This window comes from Neoroseomonas marina, assembly GCF_012927745.1.
Taxonomy (GTDB): domain Bacteria; phylum Pseudomonadota; class Alphaproteobacteria; order Acetobacterales; family Acetobacteraceae; genus Neoroseomonas; species Neoroseomonas marina.
Window position 1 is genome coordinate 1 of the sequence record NZ_JABBKX010000007.1, and the last position, 12,481, is coordinate 12,481.

Annotated in this window: 11 protein-coding genes; 2 read left to right on the plus strand and 9 right to left on the minus strand. The window is 70.2% G+C overall.

All coding sequences use genetic code 11. The features are described from left to right. Window positions 1-132 precede the first annotated feature (132 nt). Window positions 133-396, minus strand: coding sequence for a twin-arginine translocase TatA/TatE family subunit (locus GWK16_RS17990; RefSeq protein ID WP_168043891.1), 264 nt, complete (start codon window positions 394-396; stop codon window positions 133-135). A 299-nt stretch (window positions 397-695) separates the two neighbouring features. Between GWK16_RS17990 and GWK16_RS17995 the strand changes: the two genes are divergently transcribed. Then, the gene (locus GWK16_RS17995; protein ID WP_170055372.1) at window positions 696-1,700 is read left to right on the plus strand and encodes a TerC family protein; all 1,005 of its coding nucleotides are present in this window, start codon (window positions 696-698) and stop codon (window positions 1,698-1,700) included. Window positions 1,701-1,853: 153 nt separating this feature from the next. On the opposite strand, the gene GWK16_RS18000 is transcribed toward GWK16_RS17995, so the two are convergent. Further along, on the minus strand, window positions 1,854-4,049 hold the full coding sequence (locus GWK16_RS18000) for a DUF3141 domain-containing protein (RefSeq protein WP_170055373.1): 2,196 nt from the start codon (window positions 4,047-4,049) through the stop codon (window positions 1,854-1,856). Window positions 4,050-4,212: 163 nt separating this feature from the next. Continuing rightward, the gene (locus tag GWK16_RS18005) at window positions 4,213-5,193 is read right to left on the minus strand and encodes a Bug family tripartite tricarboxylate transporter substrate binding protein (RefSeq protein WP_170055374.1); all 981 of its coding nucleotides are present in this window, start codon (window positions 5,191-5,193) and stop codon (window positions 4,213-4,215) included. A 154-nt stretch (window positions 5,194-5,347) separates the two neighbouring features. On the opposite strand from GWK16_RS18005, the gene GWK16_RS18010 reads away from it, so the two are divergent. After that, window positions 5,348-6,007, plus strand: coding sequence for a hypothetical protein (locus GWK16_RS18010; RefSeq protein ID WP_170055375.1), 660 nt, complete (start codon window positions 5,348-5,350; stop codon window positions 6,005-6,007). A gap of 3 nt (window positions 6,008-6,010) precedes the next feature. On the opposite strand, the gene GWK16_RS18015 is transcribed toward GWK16_RS18010, so the two are convergent. The 6 genes from GWK16_RS18015 to GWK16_RS18040 all read right to left on the minus strand — a co-directional run bounded on the left by GWK16_RS18015 (window position 6,011) and on the right by GWK16_RS18040 (window position 12,452). Beyond that, window positions 6,011-6,523 (minus strand): CHAP domain-containing protein, encoded by a 513-nt coding sequence (locus GWK16_RS18015; RefSeq protein WP_170055376.1) that lies wholly within the window; start codon window positions 6,521-6,523, stop codon window positions 6,011-6,013. A 116-nt stretch (window positions 6,524-6,639) separates the two neighbouring features. Beyond that, window positions 6,640-8,250: an ABC transporter substrate-binding protein gene (locus tag GWK16_RS18020; RefSeq protein ID WP_170055377.1), complete on the minus strand. Its 1,611-nt coding sequence runs from the start codon at window positions 8,248-8,250 to the stop codon at window positions 6,640-6,642. 167 nt (window positions 8,251-8,417) lie between these two features. Beyond that, window positions 8,418-8,816: a Zn-ribbon domain-containing OB-fold protein gene (locus GWK16_RS18025; RefSeq protein WP_168043787.1), complete on the minus strand. Its 399-nt coding sequence runs from the start codon at window positions 8,814-8,816 to the stop codon at window positions 8,418-8,420. A gap of 5 nt (window positions 8,817-8,821) precedes the next feature. Beyond that, window positions 8,822-9,994: a thiolase domain-containing protein gene (locus GWK16_RS18030; protein ID WP_168043788.1), complete on the minus strand. Its 1,173-nt coding sequence runs from the start codon at window positions 9,992-9,994 to the stop codon at window positions 8,822-8,824. 86 nt (window positions 9,995-10,080) lie between these two features. Beyond that, the gene (locus GWK16_RS18035; protein ID WP_170055378.1) at window positions 10,081-11,097 is read right to left on the minus strand and encodes an amino acid ABC transporter substrate-binding protein; all 1,017 of its coding nucleotides are present in this window, start codon (window positions 11,095-11,097) and stop codon (window positions 10,081-10,083) included. A 2-nt stretch (window positions 11,098-11,099) separates the two neighbouring features. Beyond that, window positions 11,100-12,452, minus strand: coding sequence for an aspartate aminotransferase family protein (locus GWK16_RS18040; protein WP_170055379.1), 1,353 nt, complete (start codon window positions 12,450-12,452; stop codon window positions 11,100-11,102). Between the last annotated feature and the right edge of the window lie 29 nt (window positions 12,453-12,481).

Consider the following 12,481-nt stretch of genomic DNA (forward strand, 5'->3'; position numbering starts at 1 on the left):
CCCACCGGCCCCCGGGCGGGGGCGACCGGGGCGGGGCCCCCCTGGAGGGCCACGGGCGCAGGCCCCAGGGAAGGGCGAGCCCCCCCCGCCCGCCCGGCGCGGCGGGGCCCCTGCCGACAGTGGAAGGCGGCGTCAGGCGGCCGGGCGGTTGCCGGCCTGCGGCTGGGCCTGGGTGGCGGAAGCCTGGCCCTGCTGGGGGCCGGGAATGTTCCCGGCCGGCGCCTGCGGGGCCTGCGCCTCCATGGAGGCGTCCTTCTCGTCTTCCTTGATGTTCTGCTTGAAGGACTTGATGCCCTTGGCGAGGTCGCCCATCAGGCCGCTGATCTTGCCGCTGCCGAACAGCAGCAGAACGACCAGAAGCACGACCATCCAGTGCCAGATGCTGAACGAACCCATAGCGGCGCCTCAATCCCGTTATGGCCGCGCCTGACGGGCGGCCGTCTCTGTCTGAACGGGCCGCAACCTAGTGTCCCGGACGCGCCCGTGCAAATCCACATGGGCCATCCGGCGCCCCGCCGCAACGGGTCTTGACGCCGGAACCTCCCGAAACCATCTGCGCGCCTGATCCGGGCCCCTCTGGCGGCCGCCCTTCCGCGTGGAATGAGGCGTTCGCGATGTCGGATCGCGTGGAAATCGCGCGATCCGGGCCCTCTTTGGCCGATGTCGGATCGCGCCAGAGAGGAGATGTTTTGGGGATGGAATTCTTTTCTGCGGAATGGCTCGGCAAGCCCCTCTGGATGTGGAAGGGCTTCCTGGCGGTCGTGCTGGTGCTGCTCGCCTTCGACCTCGGCGTGCTGAACCGCAAGGACAAGGAGATGGGGATCGCCCAGAGCCTGTGGCTCTCGGCCTTCTACATCGGCTTCGCGATCCTTTACGGCGCGGGCATCTGGTGGGCCTATGAGGCCGGGGAGCTCACGACGAGCGACGGGGTGCATGCGGGCGTCGCCTATTTCACGGGCTTCTTCATCGAAAAGGCGCTGTCGATCGACAACGTCTTCGTCATCAGCCTGATCTTCACCTACTTCGCGATTCCGCGGGCCTACCAATACCGGGCCCTGGTCTGGGGCATCATCGGCGTGATCGTGCTCCGCGGCCTGATGATCGGGGCCGGCGCGGCGCTGGTGCAGCAGTATTCGTGGGTCCTCTACATCTTCGGCGCCTTCCTGATCGCGACCGGCATCAAGATGCTGGTGGTGCCGGAGGGCGACACGGACATCGCGCAGAACCCCGTGGTGAAGTTCATGCGCAAGCACATGCGCGTGTCCGACACCCTGCATGGCCAGAAGTTCTTCGTGAAGGAGACGGACGCGAAGACCGGGAAGCTGGTGCGCGTCGCGACGCCGCTGTTCCTGGCGCTGGTGGTGATCAACATCGCCGACCTGATCTTCGCGGTGGACAGCGTGCCGGCCATCTTCGCCATCACGACCGACACCTTCATCGTCTACACGGCGAACATCATGGCGATCCTGGGCCTCCGCGCGCTGTACTTCGCGCTCGCGGCCATGGTGCACCGCTTCCACTACCTGAAGTACGCGCTGGCGCTGGTGCTGGTGTTCATCGGCGCGAAGATCTTCTGGAACCAGATCGTGGGGAAGGTGGATCCGGCCATTTCGCTCGGCGTGACGCTCGCGACGATCGCGGGTGGCATCGCCTGGTCGATGTGGAAGACGCGCAAGGACACGCCCATCGCCGCCGGGTAAGCGGCACCGCACGACTCTTCGGCCCGAGGCACCCGCCTCGGGCCGGGAGCGCGGAGCACGACCGCGCCCAGACCGGCAGCCGCGCCCGGCGCGTCGGTCCAAGGCGCGCAAGCCAAGCGCGCGGATGCGCGCGCCGGCGCCTGAGGCCAAAACCTACGCCGCGCGCGGCGCGCGCAACCGCCGGACCTTGGTCCCGCTGTCCGCCGGCGGCGGCTCGCCGGCGAAGATCCTCTCCACCTCGGCCATCCGCCGCGCCTCCTCGGGCGGCATGTCGCCCGCCGCCTCGGCGACGGCGCGGATCGCGGCCAGGGCCTTGGCCCGCAGCGCCGGATCGTCCGGCAGCAGCCCGGGCAGCGTCTCGATGGCGCGCTCCTCGTCGATCAGCAGCATGAAGTACTGCAGCCGCACCACCTCCTTGAAGGTGGCGAGCGGCAATGACTCGCGCCCCACCGCGGCACGGATGCGGCGGATCACGGCGAAGGACCGCTCGTCGGCCGCGCGGGTCGGCAGGCGGACCCACAGCACCGCGCGGACCAGCGCCTCATGGATGCCGCCCTCGGTCATCGCAGCGCGCAGGCGCTCCACCGCCATGGCGACGAAGCGATGGTGCTCCGGGCTCTCGGTCGGGCGGGGACGCGGCGGCACCGTCGCGGCGGCAAGCCCCGTCGCGGCCTGCACCGCGGGGGCGGCATAGACCTCGCGGAAGATGCGCTCGCTCAGCGCATCGCGCTGGGCGCCATAGGCTTCGAGCATGCGGGTGACGGCCTCGGACACCTGGCGTTCAGCCACGCGGCCCGGATTGTCGTCCGCCACCGGCTGGCGGGAGGCGCGGGCGATCTCGGCCGCCCCGCGGATCCAGGCCATGGCGGGGTTGCGATCGGAGAAGAGCGTGTAGGACAGCCGCGAGGGGTGGAGCTGCTCGAGCGCCCAGGTCACGGGGGGCGTCGCCATGGCGCGCACCGCCGGCTGCAGGAACTGGCGGTAGAGCGCGAGGTTGCGTTCGGACACCCGGCGCACCGCGGCGAAGCGCTGCTCGTCCTCGGGGCTGGTGCCGCCATGCTGCGCCAGATCCTCGAAGTCACGGGCGTCGAAGGAGACGACCCAGTCGCCCGGCACCAGATCGGCGTTCGGGATGCCCTTCGCGGGCTGCAGCACCGCCTCGTAGAGGCCGGGCGGCAGCACGTCGATCATGTCCATGTTGGAGGCGAATTCGGCGTGTTCCTTCCGCGCCACGCCGCCCGAAACGAAGATGCCGAGGTGCCCGATGCTGCCATGCACGGAATAGACGATCGTCTGCCCATGCGTGCGCAGCGCGTCGAGGTCGCCGTAGAGGTCGCTGACCCAGGACAGCGCCTGGGCCGGCGGCGTGATGTCGTCCCCTTCCGAGCAGAACACCACGATGGGCGACTGGATCGCCTTCAGGTCGATGCGCGTACCGTCGGAGAAGGTCAGTTCCCCGGTCGCGAGGCGATTGCCGACGAAGAGCTGGTCGACGATGAACTGCATCTCCTCGGCGTTGAGGCGGACATGCCCGCCCCACCACTTCTCGAATCCGAGGTAGCGGTCGGCTGCCTTGTCGACGTCGGCCCAAACTTCGTACTGCTTGGTCCAGTAGGTGTTGGCGGGATTGCCGCTCTCGAAGTTCGACACCAGCCAGGCGCCGTCGAACTTGCCGCCCCCGAGGTCGCCGGTCATGGCGGTGAGCCAGGACCCGCCGAGCAGGCCGCCGAGGTAGCGCATGGGCGCCTTGCCCTGCACGCCCGCCCAGTAGGAGATCGGGGATCCCGCGACCATCAGCGGGCCGAAGGCTTCGGGGCGGAGGGCGGCGGCCATCAGCAACGCCCAGCCGGCCTGGCAATTGCCGATCGCGACCGGCTTGCCGTCGGCGTGGGCGTGACGGTGGCCGACGTCCTCGGTGAAGGCGACGATGGCGCGGACCACGTCCTCGATGGTCTGGCCGGGCTCGGGCTCGGGCCGGAAGCCGACGAAGTAGCAGGGATGGCCGGCGGCGATGGCGACGCCGATCTCGCTGTCCGCCTTGAAGCCGCCGATGCCCGGGCCGTGGCCGGCACGCGGGTCGATGACGATGAAGGGGCGGTTCAGCGGGTCGGTCGGCGGCGCGCCCGCGGGGGGCGTGACGCGCGCCATCCAATAATTCACCGGCCTTGGCAGGTCGCGCCCGTCCTTCACCACCTCGAAGCCGAAGGTGAGGACGTTGCGCATCGGGTCGTGCTCGGCGGCGAGAAACGCGTTGCCGCGTTCCCGCAGCACGTCGAGGAAGATGACCGAGCGCTGCCAGGCGTCGATGCCATAGGCGAGCCAGGGAAACGGCGACAGGTCGGCGGCCATAGGGGGGGGGCTCCGTGGCGTGGCGAAGCCCTCTTCTACCTCATCCGGGGGGGCCGACCCCATGATCTCGCGCAATCGCGCGGCCGGGAATTCGGGCACCCACCCAGTCGGAGCCCTGTCGGTGCGGCCCGGGTGGCGGCGAGCGCCGGTGCCCAACCGGCTCTCAGTTTTCCGGCCGCAGGCCAAGCCGGCGGATCAGCCCGCCCCAGCGCTCGATCTCGGCGGCCTGGAAGGCGCGGAAGGTGTCCGGATCGCTGCCGACCACGGTGAAGCCCGCCCCTTCCAGCGCGCGGCGCTGCTCCGGAATCTGCAGGGCGCGGGCGGTTTCGGCCGAGACACGGGCAATGCGGTCCGCCGGCGTGCCGGTCGGCGCGAACAGGCCGATCCAGGCCACGGCAGGGTCCGCGTTCACCCCGGCCTGGCGCATGGTCGGGACCTCCGGCAGCGCCGCCACGCGTTCCCCGCTCGTCACCGCCAGGGCGCGGACCTTGCCCTCGCGGATCTGCTCGAACAGCGTGCCGCTGGTCGCGGCGAAGAAGGCCTGGATGCGCCCGGCGATCAGGTCCAGCACCGCCTGGCCGACCGCGCGATAGGGCACATGCACCGCCTGGAAGCCCTGGGAGGCGGCGAGGTCCTCCATCGCGAGGTGCGACAGCGTCCCCGGCCCGGTCGAGGCGTAGGAGACCACCCCCGGATTCGCCTTGGCATAGGCGATGAATTCCGCCGCCGTCGTCGCCGGCACCGACGGATGCACCACCAGCACGAAGGGCAGCCGCGCCAGCAACGAGACCGGCATGAGGTCCGTCGCCGGGTCGTAGCCCAGCGCGGGGTTCAGGACCTTCGCCGTGCTGCCGGGTCCGCCGATGGTGACGCCGAAGGTATGGCCGTCGGTCGCCCGCGCGATGGCCTCGGTGCCGATATGCCCGCCGCCGCCGCCACGGTTGTCGACCACCACGGGTTGGCCCAGCACCTGCTGCAGGTGCGGCGCGATGGCACGGGCCGCGAGGTCCGGGGTCGAACCGCCGGGGAAGGCCACGATGATGCGCACCGGCCGGTCGGGCCAGGTTGCCTGGGCCCGCGCGGTGGCCGGCAGCAGCGAAAGGGCAGGCAGCGCGGCGCCCAGGGCGCGACGGGTGAGGCTCATGGCGGTGCTCCCGAAAGGCGGAATACCGCGGGGTTCCAGCATGGCGAGGATCGCTCGGCAAGCGGCCGAGGCAGATGACAAGGACCCTCGATTAATGATTGAGTGTTACTTGAAACTTCAATCTGGACGGGCTCCTGGCCTGGAAATGCAACCCATGACTGCATGGATGCGCGCCGCCTGCCTTCTCGGCCTCGCCGCGACCCTTCCTGGCTGCGCGACGGCAGCCATGAACGCCGCCCTGCGCGCCGCCCACCCGGAACCCGCCTGGGACGGCAAGGTGACGATCGCCTCCGAACCCGCCGGCGCCGCCTGCCGGGTGCTCCGCGGAGACCGCGTGGTGGCCGAGGTGCCCGCCACCCCCGGCACGGTGGAACTCACCCGCTCCCATGCCGTCCTCGAGGTCCGCTGCCAGGCGGACGGCCATGTGGAGACGGTCGACGTGCTGCGCCCGCGCGACGACCCCGCGGTGTTCCGCATGGCACCGAACGGCATCATCGGGGCCACGGCGACGGTCATCAGCCTCGCCGGTGCGCTGACCATGCGCTACCCCGGCGAGGTCACCGTCGCCCTGCCGCCCGAGGCCTTCGCCTCCGACGCCGAACGGGAACGCTGGTTCGCCGAGCGCCGCGACCGGATCCTGGCCGTGCGCGCCACCGCCATCGCGCTGGCCGAGGACCGCTGCCGGACCGTGACCGAGGGAAGCTGCGATCCGAACCTGATGGTCATGCGGCAGGAACAGGAGGACGACCTCCGGCGCCTCGACGCGCTGCGCCAGCGGGCGGGCCTCGCGACGCAGATGGCCGAGGCGCGCTGATCCCTATCGCGCGTCGGCGACCAGCCGGCCGCCGTGGATGAAGCCGTAGGTCGGGAAGTTGGTCTGGCCGAGCGCATTCGACGGCGGGTACCAGACGCGCACCAGCGACCAGTCGTTGTTCGGCGAGACGTCGACGATCGGCTGGTCGCGCGCGATGCGTCCCCGGTTCCGTCCCGAGGCCCAGTTCGCGTGGTCGACGCGGATCTCCCGCGAGGAGACCACCCGCGTGACCACCGAAAGGTGCCCGGTACGGTTGCGGGACGTACGCATGAAGACGAGCACGGCGCCGACCCTGGGCGAGCGCGAACGGTCGTAGCGGCCCGAACTTGCGGCGGCATCCCACCACTGCCAGGCATCCCCCTGCAGGTCGATGCCCGACCGCGCCCGCGCGTAGGGCACGCAGGACGTGTCCCCCCCGGCATAGCCGGGCACACCGCTGTGCGGCCCCGTGGTGCGCGAACTTCCGCAGGCCGCGAGCGACAGCGCCACGACCAGCATCGCGATCATGCGAAGCATGACCCCGAACCCCCTGATTCCCCTGGATTCAGTCTAGCGCGACTCGGGGCGGAAGTGGAGCCTTTCCATGGCCGGGGGATGGCCGGGCCCCGAAGCGTGGGGCCCGGGCCACAGGGTCAGGACAGGGTGGTCAGGTCCTGGAACCAGTGCTGCGCCTGGGTGTAGCCCCGCACGTTGCGGCCCAGGGCGCGGGCATTGGTGTCGTGGACGACGAAGACGAGCAGCGCCTCGTTCACCGCTTTCTCATGCACCTTGCGCATCAGCGCGTCCTGCTCGGCCGTGTCGAAGGATTGCGTCGCGGCGTCGATCAGCCGGTCCATCTCCGCATCCCGGTAGTGGGACCAGTTCACGCCGGTCGGCGCGATCTGGTTGGAATGGAAGAAGCGGATGAAGGCGTAGAGCGGATCCGACGTCACATAGGCGACGTTGTTCGCGGTGATGTTGCCGCCACGCGCGATCTCGCCCGCCGCGCCCTGGCGCCAGCAGGTGTAGGAGACTTCGAGCTCCACAACCTGGAATTCGACCTGGATGCCGACCTCGCGCCAGGCGGACTGGATGTACTCGTTCATCGGCATGGACAGCATCTGCCCCGAGCCGCCCGAGGGGACGAGGAAGCGCGTGCGCAGCGGGTTCTGCGGGCTGAAGCCGGCCTCGCGCACCAGTTTCCGCGCCTCGTCCATGTCGGTGCGGATGCGGAATTCGGGCTGGCCGAACCAGGGTGAGGACGGGTCCACGACGCCCACGGCGGGCTTCGCAAGCCCGTTCAGCAGGGCCACCACCTCGTCGCGGTTGATGGCGAGGTTCGCCGCCTTGCGCAGCCGGATGTCGCGCCAGGGCGAGCCCTCGAGCAGGCTGAGGTGGTAGTTCCACACATGCGGCGTCACGTTCTCGACGATCCGCGCACCGGATTGGCGCAGGCGCGGTACGATGTCAGCCGCCGGCGTCTCGATGACGTCGACCTGGCCCGAGATGAGCGCGTTCGATCGCGTCGTGGCCTCCGGCGCGACCACCAGGATCAGCCGGTCGACCTTCGGCACGCGCTTCGGGTCCCAGTAGCCGGTGTTCTTCACGAGTTCCGCGCTCTGCCGCGGCGTGAGCCGGGCGAGGCGGAAGGGGCCGGTGCCCGAGGGTTCCGAGGCGAAGCGGTCCCAGGAATTGCCGAGCCTCGCGTACTGCGCCGGGGAGGAGATCAGGAACCACAGCATCTGGTAGGGAAAGAAGCTGTCCACCGCGCGAGTGGTCACCTCGACCGTCATCGCATCGATCTTCCGGTAGGACGCGACGGACGGCAGGCGCGGCCGGACCTGGGCGGCCTGGCGCTGATCGAAATGCGGTGCCTGGGCGTTGAGCACCTTCTCGAAGTTCCAGATCACCGCATCGGCGTCGAAATCGCTGCCGTCGTGGAACTTCACGCCCTGGCGCAGGCGGAAAACCCATTTGCGGCGATCGGCCGGGTCGGCCTCCCAGGAGGTCGCGAGGCCCGGAACGAGCTTCCCGGGGCGGTCGGCGACGTCCATCTCCCAGGCGACGAGAGGGTCGTAGAGCGTGTAGCCGGTGAACTGGTAGGCGCCCGCCCCGCGATCCGGCTGACCGGTGGTCTGCGGGATGTCGGCCATGGAGATGCCGTAGCGCAGGACTCGTTCCTGCTGAGCGATGGCCTGCGGAGACGGCAGGCCGGCCACGCCGGTGGCAGCCGCACCCATCAAGGCGCGTCGGGTGAAGGTCATCGGTGAAGCCCCCTGTCTGGACCGGGGGGCGGGTTAGCAATCGGCGTGCCGAAGGCAGGTCGGGGGAGGGGAACCTCCCCCGAGCCCCCTCCCTTCTCTGGCTATTGGTGCCAAAGAAGGTTGAGGGGGGTGCGGGGGGAGAAGTTCCCTTCTCCCCCCGCCGACACTCAGACGGGCGTGAACATCGGCACGGGCGCGCCGCCGTCCTCGGTCGCCTTCAACACGACCTTCACCTTCATCCCGATCTTCAGCGTATCGAGGTCGCAGTCGACGATGTTGGTGAACATGCGCGGGCCTTCGTCGAGCTCGACATAGGCTGGGGCATGCGGCTCCTTCGAGCGCATCACCGTGAAGGAATAGATGGTCCCGGTCCCCTTCGCCTCGACCAGCTCCACGTTGTTGGACAGCGTGAAGGGCGAGCAGCCGCGCGGATACCAGAAGTGCTTGCCGGTGTCCTTGCACTTGCCGATCAGGAACTTGCCCGCGCGGGCGGCGTCCCAGAACGGCTTGGTGGTCGGGTCTTCCTTGGGGGCGGGGATGGCGCGGTTGGCGGCTTGGGTCGCCATGGTGATCACTCCCGTTCCATGATGAGCGTGGCGGAGCCGTGCCGATGGCCGAGCAGCCCGCCGATGCCGTTGGCCAGCGCCAGCTTGCAGCCCGGCACCTGGACCTTCGCATGCGCCTCGCCGCGCAGCTGGCGCACCGCCTCGATGACCTTGGTCATGCCGCCGCGGTTCGCCGGGTGGTTGTTGCAGAGCCCGCCGCCATCGGTGTTGAAGGGCAGCTTGCCGACGCCGCTGATGAGGTTGCCGTCGGCGACGAAGGCGCCGCCCTTGCCCTTCTCGGCAAAGCCCAGATCCTCGATCTGCATCAGCACCGTGATGGTGAAGCTGTCGTAGATCGAAGCGTACTGGATGTCGGTCGGCTTCACCTTGGCTTCGGCGAAGGCCGCCGCACCCGACTGGCGCGCCGCCGAATAGGTCAGGTCGAGCTGGCCGCCGGCCTGGTTCTTGGTGGCCTCGGCACAGCCGAGCACCTTCACCAGCGGGCGCTTGAGCGACTTCGCGATCTCCGGCCGTGCGACGATCAGCGCGCCGCCGCCATCCGAGATCACGCAGCAGTCGAGCCGGTGCAGCGGGTCCGCCACCATGGGCGAATTCACCACGTCCTCGACCGTCACGACCTTGGGCAGCATGGCGTGCGGGTTGTGCTGCGCATGCTGGGAGGCCGCGACCTTGATCCAGGCGAGCTGCTCCGAGGTCGTGCCGTATTCGTACATGTGGCGCGACGCGACATTGGCGTAGGAGGTCACGACGGTGCGCGCCATCGGGATCTCGAAGGGATCGTCCGGGATGTTCGGCGCCCAGGAACGCGGCACGGTGCCGGTCGCCATGCCCTCGGCGCGCGGGCGGCCGGCGAGGGTGATCAGGGCGATGTTGCAGCGGCCTTCCTTGATCGCCTGCGCGGCGTGGCCGACATGCATGACGTAGGAGCAGCCGCCCATGTCGGTGCTGTCCACGTGGCGGAGCTTCGTCAGGCCCATGTAGTCGGCCTGGTTGAGCGGCCCGAGGCCCGGCGCGGCGCCGGTGCAGAAGAAGCCGTCCACGTCGTCCTTCGACAGGCCCGCATCCTGGAGCGCGCCGAAGGCGACCTCCGCATGCAGCTGTGCGACCGACTGGCCCTCGGCCTTGCGCGTCGGGTGCTCGAAGGCCCCGACGATATAGGCTGCGCCGTTGATGCTCATGGCGGGGGCGGTTCCTCCTGGTGGTTCGTACGGCGCGCAGGGAAGCAGCGCAGGCCCCCGCTGTCGAGGGGGCCCACGCCCGTCCGTCAGCGGAAGGGCATGCCGTAATGCAGCCCGCCACGGGAGACGACATTGTTCTGCCCGCGCGGCAGGTTGATCGGCGTGTCCGGACCGAAATTGCGGTCGTAGACCTCGCCGTAATTGCCCACCGCCTCGATCACCTTCACGACCCAGTCGCGCGGCAGGCCGAGCATGCCGCCGAGATCGTCCTCGGTGCCGAGCAGCCGCTTCAGCGCGGGGTCGGTGGCGGTGCGCGCCATCTCGCGCGCATTGGCGCGAGTCACGCCGCGTTCCTCGGCCTCGATCAGCGCGAACAGCGTCCAGCGGGCGATGGAGAACCATTCCGCATCGCCGCGCGCGACGGCCGGGCCGTAGGGATCGCGGCTCAGTACCTCCGGCAGCACCATGTAGTCGCGCGGGTTCGTCACCTGCACCGAGACCGCGCCGGCGAGATCCGCGGCGCCCGCGGTGACCGCGTCGCAACGCCCGGCCAGGAAGGCCTCCAGCACGACGGCGAAGCGGTCGAAGGTCAGCGGCGTGAAGGGCTTGTTGCGGGCGCGGAGGAAGTCGGCGACCTCGGGCAGATTCGATCCGCCCTGGCTCGCGCAGATCGTCGCACCGTCGAGCTGGTCCATCCGCGCGACGCCCGAAGCACGGCGCACCATGACCCCCGTGCCCGTGTAGAAGCTGACGCCGACGAAGGTGATGCCGAGGTTCACGTCGCGGGAATAGGTCATGACCGTGTCGCGCGAGAGGATGTCGATCTCGCCGGAGGACAGCGCCGTGAAGCGGGTCTGCAGCGTCACCGGCACGAAGGTGACACGCGCAGGATCGCCGAGGACGGCGGTCGCCACGGCGCGACAGTAGTCGACATCGAGGCCGTGCCATTCCCCGCGGGAATCCGGCAGCGAGAAGCCGGCCAGCGAGCCGCCGACGCCGCAGCGCACCGTGTTGCTCTGCCGCACGCGGTCGAGCACCGGCCCGGCCTGCGCGGCCGAGGCCGCGACGAGCAGCGCCGCGGCGCCCATCAGGAAACGCAGCATGGTCAGACCTCCGTCGCCAGGGTGGATTGCACGAGCCGGTCGGCGATCAGCGCGATCTCCGCCTCGGTCATCGGGGTGGACAGCGCGCCGGAGCAGTTCGGCGTCAGCAGCACGCCCGCCGCGAGCATCGCGGCATGGATGCGCGGCAGCGCCGCGGCCTCGGCCGGCAGGGGCCGCGCGCTGCGGTAGTCCACGACTTTCCGCGCGCCGAGATGCAGCCGGAACAGCGATCCCATCCCGCCGAGCCGCGCCGCCGCGCCGGCCGCGGCGAAGCCCGCATTGACCCTGGTGCGCAGCGCGTCGCCGAGCGCGTTGAGCCGCGCCACGGCGGCGGCATCGTAATGCGTGAGCGAGGCGAGCCCCGCCGCCATGGTGAGCGGATTGGCGCTGAAGGTGCCGCCGAGCGCGACCTTCGGCTTGCCCTTCGCGTGGTCGAAGACCGCCATGGCCGAGGCCGGGCCCGAGACCGCGCCGACCGGCAGCCCGCCGCCGATGATCTTGCCTAGGGTCACGAAGTCGGGCCGCAGCCCGAAGGCCGGCGAGATGCCCCCGAAGCCGAGGCGGAAATTCACCACCTCGTCGACGATGAGCAGGATGCCGTCCCTCGCGCAGGCTTCCTGCACGACGGCGACGACCTCGGCCGGCATCGCGACCATGCCCGCCTTGGACGCATGCGGGTCGAGCACGATCGCCGCGAGCGTCGGCCCGTGCTTGCGCAGGATCGCCGCGCAGCGATCCGCATCGGCATAGGGCAGCACCACCGTGTCGGCGAGCACCGCGGGCGGCGTGCCCTTGGCATAGGGGACACAGGCGGGATTGCCCTCGGCGTCGTCCCAGTTCTCCGGCGTACTCTCGAGGCTGACTTCCATGTGGTCGTAGGAGCCGTGGTAGCAGCCCTCGAACTTCGCGACGCGATGGCGGCCGCTGGCGCCGCGCGCGCCCTTCACGGCGGCGAGCAGCGCCTCGGTGCCCGAATTGCAGAAGCGCGTCTGCGCCAGGTTCGGGTTGCGCGCGGCCAGCGCCTCGGCGAGTGCGATCTCGCCTTCCGTCGGCAGGCCGAAGGCGGTGCCACGGCTGATCGCCGCCGTCAGCGCCTCGACGATCGGGGGGAAGGCGTGGCCGTGCACCAGGGAGAAGAAGTTGTTGGCGCAGTCGAGGATGCGGCGGCCGTCGATGTCGACGATCCAGCAGCCCTCGCCCCGCGCGGCATAGGGCGGATGCGGCGGGAACCAGGACGCGTGGCGCATGGACCCGCCGGGAACCACCGCCTGTTCCCGCAGGAAGGCGGCCGCGGAGCGCGAGATGGGCGGTTCGAGCCCGGCTTCGTTCGCGCGGACGGGCGAGGATTCGTTCATCGGGCGGCCTCGGACGGCTGTTGCGTCAG